Source organism: Paenibacillus sp. PL2-23 (genome assembly GCF_040834005.1).
Lineage (GTDB): Bacteria > Bacillota > Bacilli > Paenibacillales > Paenibacillaceae > Pristimantibacillus.
Genome location: NZ_CP162129.1, coordinates 1844115 through 1863019, shown reverse-complemented (window position 1 = coordinate 1863019; position 18905 = coordinate 1844115). Strand labels below are relative to the sequence as shown.

The 18905-nt window shown below is 45.0% G+C and carries 10 protein-coding genes; 2 read left to right on the top strand and 8 right to left on the bottom strand.

Features of this window, described 5'->3' with window-relative positions; all coding sequences use genetic code 11:
• Window positions 1–35: 35 nt before the first annotated feature.
• The gene (locus tag AB1S56_RS07880; protein WP_340870295.1) at window positions 36–2303 is read left to right on the top strand and encodes a helix-turn-helix domain-containing protein; all 2268 of its coding nucleotides are present in this window, start codon (window positions 36–38) and stop codon (window positions 2301–2303) included.
• Window positions 2304–2377: 74 nt separating this feature from the next.
• Here the strand turns inward: AB1S56_RS07880 and AB1S56_RS07875 are convergent, their stop codons facing one another.
• The 8 genes from AB1S56_RS07875 to AB1S56_RS07840 form a co-directional block, all read right to left on the bottom strand.
• Window positions 2378–4732 carry a helix-turn-helix domain-containing protein gene (locus tag AB1S56_RS07875; RefSeq protein ID WP_340870297.1) on the bottom strand — a complete coding sequence of 785 codons (2355 nt, stop codon included), beginning with the start codon at window positions 4730–4732 and terminating at the stop codon, window positions 2378–2380.
• Between the two features lie 23 nt (window positions 4733–4755).
• A complete protein-coding gene (locus AB1S56_RS07870; RefSeq protein WP_340870298.1) occupies window positions 4756–6342 on the bottom strand; it encodes a sulfatase-like hydrolase/transferase in 1587 nt (528 codons plus the stop codon).
• A 106-nt stretch (window positions 6343–6448) separates the two neighbouring features.
• Window positions 6449–8083 carry an extracellular solute-binding protein gene (locus AB1S56_RS07865; RefSeq protein ID WP_340870300.1) on the bottom strand — a complete coding sequence of 545 codons (1635 nt, stop codon included), beginning with the start codon at window positions 8081–8083 and terminating at the stop codon, window positions 6449–6451.
• A gap of 201 nt (window positions 8084–8284) precedes the next feature.
• Window positions 8285–9538: a hypothetical protein gene (locus AB1S56_RS07860; protein ID WP_340870301.1), complete on the bottom strand. Its 1254-nt coding sequence runs from the start codon at window positions 9536–9538 to the stop codon at window positions 8285–8287.
• A gap of 29 nt (window positions 9539–9567) precedes the next feature.
• The gene (locus AB1S56_RS07855; RefSeq protein ID WP_340870303.1) at window positions 9568–12231 is read right to left on the bottom strand and encodes a family 78 glycoside hydrolase catalytic domain; all 2664 of its coding nucleotides are present in this window, start codon (window positions 12229–12231) and stop codon (window positions 9568–9570) included.
• Complete coding sequence (locus AB1S56_RS07850; protein WP_340870305.1) at window positions 12221–14530, bottom strand: glycoside hydrolase family 3 N-terminal domain-containing protein; 2310 nt, start codon at window positions 14528–14530, stop codon at window positions 12221–12223. The genes AB1S56_RS07855 and AB1S56_RS07850 overlap by 11 nt, the downstream gene beginning before the upstream one ends.
• Window positions 14531–14573: 43 nt before the next feature.
• Window positions 14574–15464 (bottom strand): carbohydrate ABC transporter permease, encoded by an 891-nt coding sequence (locus AB1S56_RS07845; protein WP_340870307.1) that lies wholly within the window; start codon window positions 15462–15464, stop codon window positions 14574–14576.
• A 27-nt stretch (window positions 15465–15491) separates the two neighbouring features.
• Entirely contained in the window at window positions 15492–16406 is a 915-nt protein-coding gene (locus tag AB1S56_RS07840) for an ABC transporter permease subunit (RefSeq protein ID WP_340870308.1), read from the bottom strand.
• A gap of 234 nt (window positions 16407–16640) precedes the next feature.
• Between AB1S56_RS07840 and AB1S56_RS07835 the strand changes: the two genes are divergently transcribed.
• Window positions 16641–18884, top strand: a complete 2244-nt coding sequence (locus tag AB1S56_RS07835; RefSeq protein ID WP_340870310.1) for a helix-turn-helix domain-containing protein — start codon at window positions 16641–16643, stop codon at window positions 18882–18884.
• The last annotated feature ends 21 nt before the right edge of the window (window positions 18885–18905 follow it).

Genomic DNA, 18905 nt, shown 5'->3' with positions numbered 1-18905 from the left:
TAAGCTATTGTTAAATGAGAAAAAGGGGTGATTTATTGTCTACATATTTCATGAGACTACTTATCTATGGCTTGTTTCTTTCCATTTTCCCCATGGTATTGCTTGGATATTTTGCGTATCACAATTCAGCGGCCAGTATATTAAATAAAGTAACGAACAGCAACCAGCAACTGCTTGCTCAAACCGAGATATCCATCGAGCAGAACTTGAAAATCATTGAGCGTTCAGTCGTTCAATTCTCGAACCTCCCAATAATGGATAAGCTATCGAATACAGCACTTCATGAGAGGAATTTTCAAGTCATACGTGATGCTTCTCTCAACTTGGAGTACATGTTCACTAAAGAACTCGGCATCGAGTCAATTTACTATATAAACATGAAGCATAACTGGGCTATTTATCCGGGGAAAACCTTTCAATTAAACCAACATCAAACAGATGCTTACCAATTGCTATTACAGCAATTAAAGTTCAAATCTTCTATATTATTAGATAATCACTTGGGACAAGAACCTCTCATACACAATACTCAGTTGCCAAGAGGCATCTGGCATATACAGTCCGTACCTGCAAATGTATGGAGGTCACCTATGGGTTTGCTTGCTGTAAAAATCAGCGAGAGTAAGTGGAGTGAATGGATTGCCAAGTCCCAAAGCTTTAACACCTTGTTCATTATTAATAAAGAAAAACAGGTATTGGCTTCTAATGACAATAAAAACATCCCTGATCGATTAGATATTCCTTTCCTAGAGCAATATCCGGATACGCCTTCAGGTTTCACAAGGGGAGAGTTTCAAGGAGAGGATGTATATTTCTTTTACAAAAAATCGGAGTTTACTAACTGGACTTATATTTCCATTGTGCCGAAATCAGTTATCCATAAAGATAGTCGTTGGATCGGCTGGGTCACGCTAATGATATGTTGCGGATTAATAATTATCATGGTGGCACTGTCATTCACAGGAGCGGTGAAAATTCATAACCCCATTAGAAAAATTTCAAGTCTAATTGAGAAGAAAAAACCAGGAAGTCGAACATATGATGAATTGGAATATATTGAATCTGCTCTGAAAAATATGAAACAGCAAATCATATCGCAAGGCATTCATCTCAATAAATATTATGTATTCCAGCTTTTGTCCAGTGGGATGCTGCGAAACGAAATTCAGGAAAAAATACTGGATCATCACCAACAGCTGCAATTTCAAGAGCAATACGCTCTCATCGCTATTCAAATCGACACCCTGACAAACAGTCGGTTCAAGGAGAGCGATCGGGAGTTGCTTATTTTTATCCTGATGAATATCTTGGAAGAAGTCATCCCCTCTTCCATGCGATTATCTTCTGTTGTGATGAATCAATCCCTCATCTGCATCCTTGGATTAAAGAATCAAGATGCAAACTTGAATAAAGGTACGATCCTTATTCATGCTCAGAATACTTTAGAAAAAATTCGCGAGTACACTAAGCTATCGGTAAGTGCTGGAGTTAGTACTACATTTACAGATCTCATCGATGCTCCTTCAGCTCTTAAAGAAGCCATGAATGCCCTTAAGTATAGAGTTCGGTTCGGGAATCAGTCTCTACTATTTATTGAAGATGTAGAACCATCAAGCAACAGAAACCCAATTGACTATCCTGAATACTTATCTATTCAGCTAACTGATGCCATAAAATTGAATGAACCAGAAAAAGCGGACGATGCGCTTCATCGGTTTATTCAATTGCTGTTCCAAAACAATCATCTATCTCTTACAGACTACCAGATGATTCTCATACGACTGCTGAATGACATTGTTCGTCTATACCAGCCTGACAATGAGAACGCGAATTTAATACTAGACGGACAATCCTTACCTAGAGAACTTATGGAGCTGCAGACAGCTAATGAAATAGAAAGCTGGTTCAAGCATCGTGTAATCACACCATCATTACGTTTAATAGAAGAAAAAAATGAACGGCAGCATCAACGAATATCCGAGCAAATGCTGTTGCTTATCCAAAATGAAACGGAGCCAACCCTTGAGTCGATCAGCACTAAATTAAATTATTCGCCGGGATATCTGGGACTCATATTCCGCAAGGAGCAAGGCGTACCGTTCTCTGAATATGTGAAATACGACAGGATTAATAAAGCGAAGGAAATACTGATTCAATCCGATGTGGCTATTAATGAAATATCTACACAACTGAATTACAAAAATACTCAAAATTTTATACGTTCGTTCAAGAAGGAAACCGGGCTAACACCCGGGCAATATAGAGCAATGAGAAAATCGAAGGATAATGAAGATCCCAATTAAAGTTCACGTCAAAACAATCGCCGCTTCCTTTCCATGAAGAAAGAAGCGGCGATTGTTCATTTTAATGGCGTGAGCTAGATGGAATCCCTATACTTTCCCGGAGTAATCCCCTCATATTTTTTAAAGATGCGTATAAAGGTCGTCGCTTCTGTATAGCCAACCTTTTCCGCTACCTCTTTGATCCCTAACTGTTGTTCTGCGATCAGCCTTTTGGCTTGCTGCACACGATATTTGTTCAAGTATTCAAGAATTCCGTCCCCTGTATGCTGCTTGAACAGCTTTGAAACGTAAGTAGGACTCATCTGTACGTGCTCACCAATCATGGATACATTCAGATTGACATCGCTCACGTTGGCTTCAATGTACGCAATAACTCCGCACACCAGATCCTGTACTGCTCGCTGACGGCTTTCGTTAATATGGCTGTCACGCTTCGCTAATGTATATTCACAAGCCTTGCTAACCCAGATCAGGAGCTGCACCTGCATATCCTGAAGGGTTTGACTGTTCATGATTTGTTCAATCAAGCCAGCTGTATCCCATTCCAGCTCCTCTACGAAGTCAGTCTCATTCATTGTCTTCATTATGGTGCTGGCGAGGTCAAACATTAAACATTTTATTAACGGAAGAGATTGAATGCGATTGGTAAGATTCTGCTCAATAACATCTTCTAACGTGCCAACAGCCAGCTCCTTATTCCCTGTTTTTACCGCGTTTATTAGCTTCTGCTCAACGGAAAGTGGATAATAATAGGTCCTATGCTGCTCCACCTGCGGCTCATATTGAATCTTATCATGCCTAATGATTTCCCTTCGTCCCATCACCAGCTTATATTCCATTGCATCTAACGCATGCAGGTAGGACTGATGAATACCAGTCCAAGAGCTCTGAATCGAGCCAATTGATATCGTCAAGTTAATCTGATAGGACTGGTGCAAGAAGCTTTGCGCCTCCTGTGCTAATTGCATCAGATCGTCCATATTCTGCTCATCCTCAGATGAATGGAGATTGATCAGGCATGCGAATACATCGTCTATTTCGACTATAAATCCCTTATGCTTTTGTTTGGCCAATTCCTCCACAACATTGGATATAATAAATTGAAGCATCTGCTGCTGCTCGGTTGGCTTCAGCCATTCGACTCTTTGGTAGAAGTCTTCGGCGTCTTCCACAAGAAGCAGCATGACCACAAACTCTTCACTGATAAAGCTAATATCATAGGCCGATGCGGTATCCTCTACCTGCAGCCTGGAGTCCAGCTTGCCCTTGAGCAATCTGGATAGGAAGTAAGAGCGAAGCACGTGATGATTCTTCTTCATATCGACCACCATTTCATCCATTTTCAGATACGTCTGATTCAATGAATGTTCAATAAAAGCAAATTCATTCCCTTCACGTTGAAGAGCGGAGCCACCCGAATTCTCCGTTACCTTGTGGAGTAGGCGACGAATAGGTCCGTAATTTTTCCGCAAGAGCAGCAGAGACAGGATAACCCCGACTAATATACTCGCCAAAAGACTCAAATACGTTAAGGCTCTTACCCTCTCTGCTTTCTCCCACAATACTTGACTTGGCACAATGGAGATATATTTGGTCTGAGTAGCTGGCGACTGAAGATATATGACCTCAAAACTTTGTCCTTGCGACTCGAAGCTGACATAGCCTGACGGAGAGGATAGCTGCTCCAGCCTCATGACCTCCAGCAATTCCTCGGAGTCTTCATCACTGGAAACTAATATTTCATTGTCAGGGTTAACAATAAACACTTTGCCTTCGTTAAATAACTGAACCTTATGAACGACTGACAGAATGTGAGCCTGGTCAATCATAACGACACTCATGCCGGCTGGCCCTGTAGTATGACTGCTCGCAAAGCTTTGCAAATAAGCAATTGCAGGCTTGGCTCCTAATCTCGGCATGGATACTAAGCCCTGATTCACTTTGCTTTGCATCCTCTCCAACCATGCTTCATAGGAGTATGCCTCGTTCATATGAACAAATTGATAGGCCATTAACGGTTCATTCACAACCCCAGGAAATACAACCGTAGGGTTGGGCGTTGAGAGATAAATATAAAACTGGTCCATATCTAGATAGGTAGACTTGTACTGTGATAAGTTTTGGGCAAGCAGAAACAAATCATAATTCAAGTTTGTCCGCGGAATATCTTGATTTGCGTATCTCAATAAGTTCTGAATATTTTGATCCCAGGCGATCTGATGGCTCAAACGCTTCATACTTTCCAAATCCTTGTCAACTGCCTCTTGCAGCTGCATCAACAAAGAAGAATAGGCCATTCTTGTTTCATTCTTTAAGGACCTCGAATATTCCTGATATACGAATACACTGATGACCATCGGCAATAATAGTACGATGACATAGGAAAAAAACCAAGTTATTGTCACGCTTTGGATACGTTTTTTTCTCATTCCGCATTCTCTCCTCAAGAGAATCATTCAAATCCCAGTACGGTCTCCACACTTTCCTGATAGCCTATGCGAATAGCTTTTGCACGAAGCCGTTTCACATCCTCGGTTATACGAATGGCGCCTGTATACAAGCTCCACTGAGGTGTATTGTCATTCAGCTTATAAGCAATAGATGCTCCTTGTGTACTGCAATGAATTTGAACAAGTGCCGGCCGACTAACAGTTCCATTCTCAATAAGCTCTGAAGCGCATATCCCTCCAGACACTGTCACGAATCGAGGTTTGGCGGTTTGCGGCTGCTTGCCGGAAGGCCACATCTGTGCGACCATTTCTGTCTCTGGCACCTCGGCTAGACGATCGTATTTCGTTCTCCACTGCTCCAACGCCTCTCGCATACGTTGAAGCTCCTTGGAATACTCCGGCTTATTGGCCAAATTATGCTGCTCGTATGGATCCCCTTGACAGTCGTACAGCTCTTCAACAGGTCTGCCATTCCCAACAAACTGTGCAGCCAAGCCTTCCAGCTTCCCTTCCTCATGCAATCGCCAGAGCTCTCTCTGGATGGGATGCTGATTCAGAAACGGAATCCATAGCTGATACGACTGGGTAGGATAATAATTCCGAATATATTTGTATTGCTTATCACGAACCGCTCTGACCATATCATAGGATTCATCGTAACGATCGCGTGCAGCATAAATGTATGCTCTTTCTTCACCCTTATGGAGAAAGCTCTTGCCTTGCAAGTGAGCAGGTATCTGGAGATTAGCAAGCTCTAATACAGTCGGGGCCAAATCGATCAAGCTCACTAGTCGCTCATTGACAGTCCCCGGTTGGATTCGGCCTGGCCAGCGAACGATAAGCGGCACCCGAATGCCCGCATCATATGTCCACCGCTTTGCTCTAGGAAGTCCTTCGCCATGATCGCTCCATAGCATAACAACCGTATTCTCCGATAAACCATCCTCTTCTAGCTGCTGCAACAGTTTACCCACATAGTCGTCTGCTAATGATAGGTTGTCATAATGCCGGGCTATAGCTTCCCGTACAAGCAGAGTATCCGGCAAGTATGGCGGTAATGCCACTTCATCTGGGTTCGTCTTCAGCTCTTCCTCTTCCCTAGGCCACATCTTGCTCTCATGGGTGACGGTGGTATTAAATACCGCAAAAAACGGTTGATTGGCTCCGCGATTTCGCCAATGTCCATCTGGTCCGCATTCATCCCATGCCGTAAATGGCGGTTTGAACTGATAATCCGTTTTTAGATTGTTTGTACAATAATAGCCCTGAGCCCTTAAGTATTCCGAGAATACTTTGACATAAGAAGGGGGAACAATTTCATAAGGCGTAGGTAATTCAGGAGTATCCTGATTCGTATGAGTGGTTCGCATATGCTGACCGCCTACATAGGTGGAATACATCCCTGTAATAACCGCACAACGGCTGGGCGCACAAACGCCGGCAGTAGCAAACGTATTGGGATAGCGGCAGCCCTCCCTTGAGAGCTGATCGATATGAGGCGTTCGGGCAACCGCATCTCCGTAACAGCCAAACCTTGGACTCGTATCCTCTAACGAAATCCACAGGATATTTAATGGTTTTTGATTCAATTCACTTCACCCCACATTTAATTAAGCGCTTACACAAATAAAGTGTAAACTCCACCTTCATTGCAGCAGACAATCACTGCAACAAAAGTGGAGCTTCTTACTATCTTTATTTTGTATCCTTCCAACGGTCGTACGCGTTCTGATAAATCTCTACGTACTCATCGACATTCATTTTCTTTAGAGTAGACACATAACTATCCCAATTGTCAAAGCTCTCTTTGCCAAGCACAAACTTTGCTTCCATTTGCGCGATGTAGTTCATTAGATCGTTTTTCAAAATATTTGCACGGCTTTCCTCTTCCTCCGACAGGAAGAGCAGCGGCATAGCTTCTTGAGCATATTGCGACAATTCATCGGCCTGCTTATTGAGAATGTTGTTGACCAGGTCATTTTGTTTGTAGTTAAGCTCCATGCTCTTCAGAAGCGGGATCGTTGAGCCAATATCAGGTGTATTCTGGGCGCGGAACTCCTCCTTGTTCATTCCCTCTGGCGTAATTCTTTCCCACTCGTTTTTACTCTCGTCCTTCCACTTCCAGGCCTCGCCTTCAATTCCTTGATTCCCCAGCATAAAGCCTTCTGGCGTATACAAGTAGTCTACCCATCTCATTGTTGCTTCTGGATGTGGATTATTTTTGGTAATAGCAAAGGTGCCGATTGTAATATTAGGACGCGGGGTAAACAGCTTCTCGCTGTTCATAGCGCTTGTTAACGGCATCACCAATGGATACTTTTCATTGTCCTCGGGCTTTTCAACCTTGAATACGGAGAACGGAGCCGCATGCATTGTCATCCCAATCACGTTCTCTTGGCCTTTAGCCTTCAGCTGTTGATCCGTATGAGTAAATATCTCTGGGTCAAGCAGCTTCTCATCATGCAAGGTCTTCATATACTTCAGGAATTCCTTGTAGCCCTCCGACATGAATACAGCCTTGACCTTGTCCTCTGACACCTGCAAGCGGGATTGATTCGGTCTATCCTCCAGCACTCCGAAGGCTGGCATGATGTACGTTCTAGCCATGTTCAACGAATCATTTTTTACATTAATAAAGGACAACGGGAGCTCATCCTGCTTCCCGTTCCTATTAGGATCCTCGTCACGGAAGCGCTTTAACAGCTCCAACAGCTCGTCAGTCGTTTGTGGAACCTGCGGATTGCCCAGCGCTTCCATCCACTCTGCATTCAGATAGGTTCTGAAGAACATCATATCTCGAATGATATCGGAAACTTGCGGCAACGCATAGATATGGCCGTCCGGTGCAGTAATCGCTCGACGGATGGCAGGATTCTCGTCCATCAACGCTTTGAAATTCGGCGCATATTGGTCAATAAGGTCTTCAAGTGGTATGAGCAGGCCCTGTTTGCCGTAATTGATCTGATCAAAGGTGGTCAAAGAGCCGGCAAAAAACACATCTGGCAGATTATCGCTGGCAAACGTCAGATTTTTCTTTTCTTGAAACACCTTGCTATCCGGTGTATCAAAATCAAAATGAATATTTGTTATTTTTTCCATTTCCTCAAAAAACATCATCTGATCCCAAGGACCCTGGTTGGCTCCTTTCGCTCCCATTAACTTAAGAGTCACCTTTTCATTCACAACAGGGTACCCGGTTGCATTTAAGTTTTGAGGGACTGCAGAATTTCGAGGTTTGTTATCTTCTGTTTCTTCCTTGGATGAACAGGCTGCGATCAAACTCATCAGCATTGAAGCAGCTACCACTAATGCCAGCATCTTTTTCTTCAAGTCGTAACACTCCCCTTTACTTTTTTCCTACATGAAGTTCAGCAGGTAACGCTTTCACTATAACCCTTTGGATGTCACTCCGAAATATCTCTTTTATCGTTAATACTCCAATTATGCATAACGCTTGTACTTATCAGAATAGCGGACGAATACAGCATGAGAGAAGCCATATATTCCTTTCTTGCATCGTATTCGTATACCTCAACCCTTACCAATTTTCTCTACAATTCTTCCATCATGCAGATGTACAACTGCTTTCCATACCTCCTCCTCAGGGCTTATGTCTACCGCACCCATTTCCCAGTTTTTTTTATGATTAACTGCATGTACGCCATCATAGCACGTAAACCGCAGCTCTCCATTTCGGTAAAAGTCCACATAATTAATTTTCTCCGGATATAAGCTCGCTAGCCTGATCCAACGTTTTCCTTCATAGGACATATCAGGCTCCAAACCTTGAAGATAAAACTGTTCATCCTCTGGTATTACAGACCTCTCAATGCCCAAGCCTAGTGCCATTCGCTCGGCAAAGAAACGATCCTCACCAGGTGTAATCGTCCAATCAGCGGGCACTTCCTGTTTCGTCATGTTATTGTAATAACCCCAGGATGTACCGGTGCGAAAAGCCACATCCATCTTGCTGATGTCTGGCGAATCCTCGTTGCATAGGACCGGCTTGCCAGGCGCCCATGCCTTTACTTGCTGAATGTGATTATAATAATGTTGTCGAGAAAGCCAGTTGCCGTGAATAAGAATAACGTCACTTTCCTTACAAACCTCTTCATTAATATATCTTCCTAGACCGCTGCAGCCTACAGGCATTCCTCCAGATTCTGAACGAGCAATCTCCATCAAGGCAACCATTCCCTCGCTCGACGCAATTAATGGATGGTCACGCGCGATATTGTGCTCATTGCAGACCTCAATAATGACATTCGTATAAGCGCCTTCCTTCAGAAATCGAGATGCTGACCTGACCGCATTTAATACCACCTTGCCGTCCTTCAAGCGTCCTGTCTGCCCTGTATAGAAGTAGCTTACAATAACGACCATGCCCAATTCATCAGCAGCTCTGATCAGACGGTCCATTCGATTCCCGTAAGCCGGATCAATGCTTGTGCCATCCTCCGAAAAAGGATTGTTATCGATCGTTGAATTCTGTATGGTAAAGCATGGACCGCCACCTTGAAAACAAACGGTAAATGCTCGCAGACCTGCCCGATACCACTCTGGCAATGCAGCAATAAGAGCATTAGTATTCTCATCAGGATCGAACCTGCGCCCAAAACGGTGGAAGCGATGGGGGTCTTGCTTATCATCGAATATACCTTGAACAAATCTCGCATTCATTAATAAGCCATGAACCTGGGACGGACTGCCGGCAATTTCCGTATACGTTTTCTTCCCATTAATAACAAACTGCTCACCTTCAATGGTTAATACCGTTTTGCCCATTGTATGGTCCTCCTCTCCATTCGTAAAGCTTATCTCATGTTGGGGTTACAGCAGAATAGAAACTCATATTCTCCCGAGCCTACCTCAAGCAGTACACCAGCATCTGTCTGCTGTGCCGAATGTACGCCTGCAGCATTTGCGACGGGAACCGTGGATTCCAACACGAGCTCCATTACTGCTCCTGGCAACAGAACAGATGCCTCCGTATTCGGCGGTATGACGGCCTTCACCCTCATTCTTCCGTCCTCCAGCCGCTCCCAGCCTGATGCGACCACCCCATACATAGAGCTATAAGACGCACGGGCATAGCTGATCGCTTCCGAAATCTGAGGCGCTATTCTCACCTTCTTGTAGCCTGGATTCTGCAGATCGGTATCCAGTCCCGCCGCGATTCTGTATAACCACTCTCCAACTGAGCCATAGGCATAATGATTATAAGAGTTCATGGGATCCTTGCATAAGGATCCGTCAGGCTTAATGCCGTCCCAATGCTCCCAGATCGTTGTTGCTCCCTTGGAAATCGGATACAGCCAAGACGGATACTCTCTCTGCAGAACCAGCTTATAGGCAAGCTCCGTATATCCATGCTTGGACAAGGCCAGGCAAAGATAAGGGGTGCCTACAAAGCCGGTTGTTAAACGAGTGTCCTGCTCCTCTACATAACGAGCCAGAACAGCGGCTGCCTGCGGCCTATCCTTCTTCTCCAGCAAATCAAACATAAGAGCCAATACATAGGCAGTTTGCGTCGGCGACGCCACTCTGCCATTCGGGGTGACAAACTCCCTCCGGAAGGCTTGGGCTACTCGTTCGCTAAGCTCCGAATAACGGGCTGCGTCCTCCAGCTTGTCAAGCACTGCCGCCGTCTTCGCCAGGAGTGCGGCAGAATACGCATAGAAAGCTGTCGCAATCAAGTCCTTTGGTGTTGAACCTACACGACTGCCGTTCGGGGCATCCATTGCAAGCCAATCGCCAAAGTGAAAGCCCGTATTCCATAAATACTCTTGCTCGCCCTGCGCCCGGATATACTCCACCCATTTCACCATGCTCTCATATTGCTGCGCCAGCACCCGCTTATCCCCATAACGTTCATACAGCACCCAAGGACATATAACGGCTGCATCTCCCCAGGCTGCTGATGAGTGCCTTCCTCGAAGCACATCGGGGATTACAAAAGGTACGCCACCATCTGGAAGCTGATCGGCGGCCAGGTCCTTCAGCCATTTGGTGAAGAAAGGGGCTACATTCATATTGAAGGCAGCTGTGCGCATGAACACATGCGCATCACCCGTCCAGCCCATCCTTTCATCACGCTGCGGACAGTCGGTTGGGATATCGAGGAAGTTCCCTCTTTGCCCCCATACAATATTTCGCTGCAGCTGATTCACCAGCTCGTCAGAGCATTCGAACGATCCCGTTTGATCCATATCGCTATGAATAACTTTAGCCACAACACTTGCTGCAATCAGCTCCGGCTGAATACCTTCAACCTGGATATAGCGGAAGCCTTGGAATGAAAAATAAGGCTCATAACATTCCCTTTGTCCTCCACTGCAGATATAAGTGATTGTTTGTCTGGCTGTACGCAGGTTACTCGTATAGAAATTTCCGTCCTCATCCAGCACCTCTGCATGACGAATTACAATGGTATGTCCCTCATCCGCCTCGACCGCAAACTGCACCCAACCAACCATGTTCTGACCAAAATCTACTACGGTTTCCCCTTTAGGTGTACAAAGCACTTGAACAGGCTGCAGCTCCTCCACTATTCGAACCGGCTCGCCTTCTTGCGCTATCAATGTATCATAGCCATAGTCTAACAGTGATACGGGGATCCATTCACTATCATCGAATCCTTGCTGATGCCACCCCTTGCTTTCGAGCCGCGCATCGTAATATTCGCCGTGATACAGCTCAGACATAAGCAAAGCGCTCTTACTGGCTCTCCAGGAGTTATCCGAGACAATCACTTCTTCTCTGCCATCCTTATATTGGACGTGAAGCTGCAATAATGCGGCGCGTTCATTGCCATACAGCTGACTTAATCCATTCCAGCCCAAATTGCCCATATACCAGCCATTGCCCAGCATGACGCCAATTGTATTCTCTCCGCTTGCAAGCAGCTTCGTTACATCATAGGTTTGGTACTGCAGCCTCTTGCTATAGCTAGTCCAGCCGGGTGCAAACAAGGTGTCATCAGGGGACTCCCCATTAACATACACCCTGTATACGCCAAGACTTGTTGCATACAATCGGGCCGAAGCGATGCTCTCGTCTAATGTGAATGACTTGCGCATCAGCTGACAGGGCTCCGTTTGCTCGAATTTGGCAGTGATCCATGAGGCTTTCCATTCATCAAGCTCCAACAGCCCTGTCTCACCGTATGCTGCTTCACTCCAATCCGACTCCTGCCCAAGCTGATTCCAGACTTTAACTCGGATCTCATAACAAGTTCTTGAGCTTAGGGCAGGACCCGCATATGTGACATACAGGGACTGATCAGAATCGACCTTGCCTGTGTCCCATATTTCCTGCTCTCCAGTCGATACACACAGCCTGTAAGCGGATTGCCGCACATCTCGGGCATCCGCGTGAAGCTTCCAGCTGAACCTTGGGCTGCGCTCACCCAGCCCAAGGTAATGCGCCTTATATTCACAGCGCAAGTCGTAAGGATGAAAGCTGCCCTTATTGTGCATCGTTTGTTTTCTCCTCTTCTATCACATTCAGAACGATAGAATCATAATGCTTCGAGCTTGAACCCACCATTATTTTGAATGCGCCAGGCTCCACCGTCATTTCATAGTCCTCTCCTGTAAAGCTCAGCATAGAAGGCTCAATGCGGAAAGCAACCGTTTGTGCTTCACCTGGCTGGAGTGTAATGCGCATGAAGCCTTTTAATTCTTGAACGGGTCTTGTGACAGAGCTCACCAGGTCTGCAATATACAATTGCACAATTTCATCCCCTGCGCGCTCACCCGTATTGCTGACTTCGACAGTTACAGTGACGCAACCATTCATCGGCATCGTATTTGAGCTTAATTGCAAATGACGATATTGGAATGTTGTATAACTTAATCCCGTACCGAAAGAGAACAGCGGCTCATCGTGCTCGGCAAATAAATATTTTTTGAATAAGCCCGTTGGTTTTTGTGAGTAATACACAGGCAATTGTCCTGCTGAACGAGGGAAAGTAATAGGCAGCTTGCCGCTTGGATTCACATCGCCGAACAATACATCCGCTACCGCATGACCTGTCTCTTCCCCAAGATACCAGCCCTCCAGGATAGCGGGCACATGCTTCGCGATATAGTTAATCGTCAATGGACCTCCATTGATAAGAATGACCACAGTTGGCGTACCGGTCTCGACGATTCTTTTGACCAGTTCATTCTGAACACCAGGGAGATCCAAGTCATATCTGTCTCCTCTATCATCATTGAAGAATATAGCCTCTCTGCTTGTTAAGGTGTTGCCTCCTACACAGAGAATAGCTACGTCACTTTCCTGAGCTACATAGACTGCCTCTTCGATCCAAGCAGCATTTTTATCCCATGTACTTAATTGAGGATTATTCATGCGTCGATCCAGTTCCGTTTCCCCGCTATCATCCTTCCCTTTTATTATTTCGCAGCCTACCGCATAAGCAACTTCCAGCTCTCCATTTGTTTTGGCTATAATTCCATCCAGAATACTAATTCCTTTATTCGGCTTTGTACTGTATGAACCGGTGCAGATGGGATGTGCATTCGGTCCAATTACAGCAAGCTTGCGAATTGCATGCCTGTTCAGAGGCAGCAGCCCGCCCTCATTTTTTAGCAGGGTAATCGATTTGTCCGCCGCTTCCTTGGCAAGCTTCTTATGCTGCTCACAATTAATGACTTGCTTGGCATGCTCTGCATCTGCATATGGATTCTCGAACAGCCCCAGCAAAAACTTGACTCGTAATATGCGTGCTACTGTAACATTCAGAACTTCCTCCAACGCAGGGTCCTCAGCTATGGCATCCAACAAATGGACAAAACATCCTCCGCCAGGCAAGTCCATGTCCAAACCTGCCTTGAGCGCTTTGACTGCGGCTTCCTTCTGATTGTCTACAACATGGAACAAGATATCCAATCTGGAGGCGTCGAAGTAATCGGATACAACAATTCCGTTAAAGCCCCATTCATCTCGAAGAATGCCGGTTAGCAGCTGCCTGTTCCCGTGACAAGGAATTCCATCAATCTCATTATGAGAAGGCATCATGCCGAGCGCTCCAGCTTCTTGTACCACCGCTTGGAATGGAGGCAGAATCTGATCTCTCAGCACGCGAATGGGAATGTTGCTTGGCGCAAAGTTGCGTCCTCCATCAGACTGCGCATAACCAGCCAGATGCTTGGGAGCGGCAATGACATGCTCAGGTCCAACGGTTTCATCGGTGCCTTGTAAGCCTCTGACTGCAGCTACTCCCATTCTCGAAACAAGGTGCGTATCTTCGCCGTAGGTTTCCTCTGTTCGCCCCCATCGAGGATCTCTTGCAAGATCAAGCACAGGCGTATGCGCTTCATGCCCCCCTCTGACCCTTGCTTCCTTCCCAATTGCGGTGTATACACGTTCAATCAGCTCTGTATCCCATGTGCTCGCCATAGCGATAGGGATGGGAAAGCTTGTCGCATCCTTAGCTAGATGTCCGTGCAGACATTCCTCTTGAGCCATTACAGGTATTCCCAGCCTTGTTTTGTTTACAAAATAGTCCTGAAGCGCGTTAAGCTTCTTGATTCTTGCCTCAATGGAGTCGGTCTTGAAGGGAAGCTGAATGGCGCCGGCACCATGCTTATAAATTTCTTCAATACCTCCCTCCGCAAGACTCCCGTCTTCATTAAGCTGGACATCAAAGCTTTGTCCAACCTTTCCAATCGAAAGCGTCTGCACCACCTTCTCAGCCAGCGTCATTCTATGCAATAAATCGTCTACTCGTACATCTACAGGTAAGTCGACGTTTTTATAAGGATGCATATCTTTCCTCCATGTCTCGATTATGATTTCGAATCAGTCTCTATTAGCCTTTTAATGAGCCGATTAGAATACCTTTAATAAAGAACCGCTGAACAAACGGATATAAAATAAGCAAGGGCAGCGCAGAAATGATAATGACAGCATATTTGATAATATCTGCAATTTTCGCTTGCTCGGCCATAGCAGCCATCGAATCACCATCCATCATCATACTGGCGCTCATTTCATTAACGATCAGAATTTCTCTCAGAAATAATTGCAGCGGGAACAATGATCGATCCTGCAGATACATCAGCGCATTAAAGTATTGGTTCCAGTGAGCAACACCATAGAACAATGCCATTACCGCAATAATTGGTCCTGATATTGGAATTATAATGCGCAGGAACAGGGAGATATGGGAGCAGCCGTCAACCTCAGCAGCCTCCTCAAGCTCTCGCGGAATCGTATTCTGGAAGAAGGTTCTTGCCACAATCAAGTTCCAGACGCTGGCTCCCCCCACTATAATAAGCACCCATGGAGTGTCCAGAAGATTCAGATTCTTAATAATAAGATAGCTCGGAATTAGACCTCCGCTGAAGAACATGGTTACAAGAAATATGCCAGTAATGAAATTACGGCCGTATAAATCCTTTCGCGCCAAAGCATAAGCACATGGAATCGTTAATAGAAGATTGATACTTGTACCAAGCACAGTATAAATAATGGTATTCCGATAACCTGTCCAGATATCTGGGTTATCCAACACTCTGCGGTAGCCATCTAACGTGATGTCGATCGGCCACAGCCACATTTGGCCTGTGTTTACGTAAGTTGGATCGCTGATTGAGGCACTCACAACATAGACTAGAGGATACAGCACAACCAGCGTCACCAGAATTAAGACAACACGATTGATCGTTTCAAAAACCCTGTCTCCGAAAGAGGATTTCATTTGGCTTCACTCCCTATTTTTCGTGTGTTACCACAAGCTTGTTTGACTTACCCTGCGTGCAATCGAGTTAATTGAAACTAACAGCAGTAAATTAATGACGGAATTAAAGAGTCCTACCGCCGCTGAGAAGCTGTATTGTGCCTGAAGCAAGCCGCTCCGGTATACATAAGTTTGAATGACCTCTGACGAATCCATGTTCAGCTGATTCTGCAATAGATAGACCTTCTCGAAGCCGATAGACATAAAGCTGCCTATACTTAGAATCAACAGAATAATGACGGTAGGCATAATTCCCGGCAAGTTAATATTCCAAATTCGTTGCACACGAGTGGCGCCGTCTATAGTAGCTGCCTCGTGCAGCTCCGGATTAATTGCGCTGAGCGCCGCTATATAAATGATCGAATTCCAGCCTAATTGCTGCCATGTCCCGGACCATACATAGATGGATTTGAACCAAGCTGGCTCGGTCATGAAGCTGATGGGCTCTCCGCCTAACAGGACAATACCCTTATTGATTATTCCTGTTGTTGGATGAACCAGAGAAACGATGATCCCCGCAACTACAACGACAGATATAAAATGTGGCGCATAGGTAATAATCTGAACACTTTTCTTAAACATCCCATTTCGCAGCTCATTAATAGCTAACGCGAACAGGATCGGGAGAGGGAACAAGGCAAGCTCATACAGACTGATGGATATCGTATTCTGAATAATCGTCCAAAAGGAAGGTGAATTAAAAAATCGGTCAAAATGCTCAAAACCAATCCATTCACTCCCGAATATGCCTTGAGAGGGGTAAAAGTTTTTGAATGCGATTTGCAGCCCATACATGGGCAGGTAGTTGAAGATTATAAAATAAGCTAATGTCGGCAATATAAACAAATACAGGTGCCAGTTTCGTTTAATTTGTTTTTTCCAAGTCTGCAAGTACACGTTCATAGCAATGAACCACCTCTTGTCTATTGTCGTTTCGTAACTTGCTCCGACTGTAGCACCCCAACGCCATTACCGTAAATATCTCCATTCCCCTTCATAATCGAATATATACAATGGGCATATCCGCTTCATTCGGGATATCCGATTTCGCAATATGGCTATTTCATGCTTTATTGTCGCTCCATATATAGCTACAATAAGAGATACACCTAATAAGCCCAGAAAGGGAGTGCCCGCATGCGGTGGAACTTATACACCAAATACCTGCTCGCCTTTATTATTATGTTCAGTATTCCTGTCGCCATTTTGGGTGTCTTTATATATGCAGGCGCTGTAAGCGCTCTCCGAACAGAAATTGAAGAAACTAATCTGGCTCGGCTTCATCAGGCTGTAGACCTGATGGATCAGCAGTTCCTGGATTTAACCGAAACGACTGTATTGATGTCCTTGAATCCTGATTTGTCCAGCTATCATCTTAACGATACCTACGCCTCTATGCAGGTCATAAAGGAAATCCAGAAGTACAAAGCAAGCTCCTCCTACTTCGAGGAAATTTTTTATCATCAATTTGATAGCGGTAATTTTTATTCTTCGAACGCCTTGTACAGCACAGCATCGCTGATCAAAGACTATTATAGGAGCAAAACGGAGGTGTCCGAGCACTGGATCAATGATCTTAAGGAACACAAGCTGCCTTTTGTGCGGCCATCCGAACCTGTAATTACCCATCATATTTCCAAGGAAATTATGACCATCGGCATTCCTTTCCCTGTTCGATCACTTAACCCGCATGGCATTGTGCTTTATTTGTTCGATAGCCAGCGATTATACAAATTAATGGCGCCGATCTTAGGAGACTTCAGGGGTGCCGTATTCGTATTCGATCAGAATCGAAATCTACTTACCTCCAAGACAAATGAGCTCACACTTACAGATGACTTTATCCATCATCTTCAGGATCAAGCATCGAAGAGCAAGCAGTCCTCAATGATTATCGAATCGAATTCAATGTCCGTATCCTGGGTCAAATCGGAGGCAACCGGATGGACCTATATGACTCTCATTCCGACTGATCAGTTCTACCAACGAGTATTGAAGCTAACCAATTTAATTGTGTACCTGCTGATATCCTTAGTATTTATCGGGGTAGCTGTTGCTATTTTGTTATCCAAGCGATTCTACAAGCCTGTTCAGCAAATAATCTCCAGAATTCAGCTAGAGCTTGAAGCAGCCCGACCTAATACGGATCAAGAGTTTGATTATATTGCCCATTCCTTTGAAAGCATGTCACAAAGTCAACAATCTCTTCTCTATCAAGTGGAGAATCAGAAGCAATTCATTCAGGATCAATTTCTGGTCAAGCTTATTAGCGGATACTTTATAGCGGAGTCCGATATATACGCCTTCATGAAGGAACATCAGGTAGTCCTTCGAGGCGTCTCACACTTCATATTGAGCTTTAGCGTTGAAGAAGCGAGCACCACATTAACGCAGGAGTTATCGAACAACCTGGCTGCCTTCTCCAATGAGAATATAGCCGTTTATCCAATTGAATTTTATCGTCGCGGAACCTTCGCTTGTATCGTGGGCCTGTCTAACCAATCTCATGAATCGTCAAGCAACGTTGACCATGCCGTCAAAGAATTGCAGAAGGTGATCTCCGAACGAACGGGGGCTCGCCCAACGATTAGCATTGGCAGAATCTACGACACCTTTCTCGGTATTCACCGATCATATATTGAATCATTAGCTGCCAAGGAATATGAGCTGAAGTTCCCTTCTGGCAGCGTAATTAACTATCTTGATGTCGTCGACTGGAATGAGCAGGATTCAACTCGCTGGTACTCCGCTGATATTAAGCTCACTTTACTCCAGTCCATTAAACAAGGGGACGAGCAGTTGGCGCTGGAATCTCTTGAGCAAATTATTATGGAGATTAACGACCAGAAGTCCCTTCTGATGACCAAGTGTATGACATCGGATTTGGTCAACTCCATATTCAAGCTGATTCATGCGCAAGCACTGCCTCATCATACCGAAACGTTCAAGCAGCTCGTCAATCAGCAGTCCATGGATCAATTCAGACAAGACATAAGTCAATGTGTGGTCACGCTATGCCAGCATGCCAAGGAGCGCAAGAACGAGGAAATAACGGAGCTGGGCCAACGAATCATAACCTATATTCATGAGCATTATTTGCTATATGAATTTAACCTGGGCCAAATGGCAGAAGAGCTGTCCCTATCCCAGTCATTTATCAGTCGCTCCATCAAAGATATGACAGGGGCTACCTTTACCGATTATGTGTTTGACCTGCGCATCGAGCATGTAAAAAAAGAGCTTTTGCAGACGGATACTTCTGTGAAAGATATTATTACGGGGGCTGGATATATCAACGTCTCTTATTTCATAGATCGTTTCAAGAAGAAGGAAGGAATGACACCAGGGGAATATCGCAAATTGGGGCAAAAGAAAGAATAAGACCACTTCTTATATTAATGA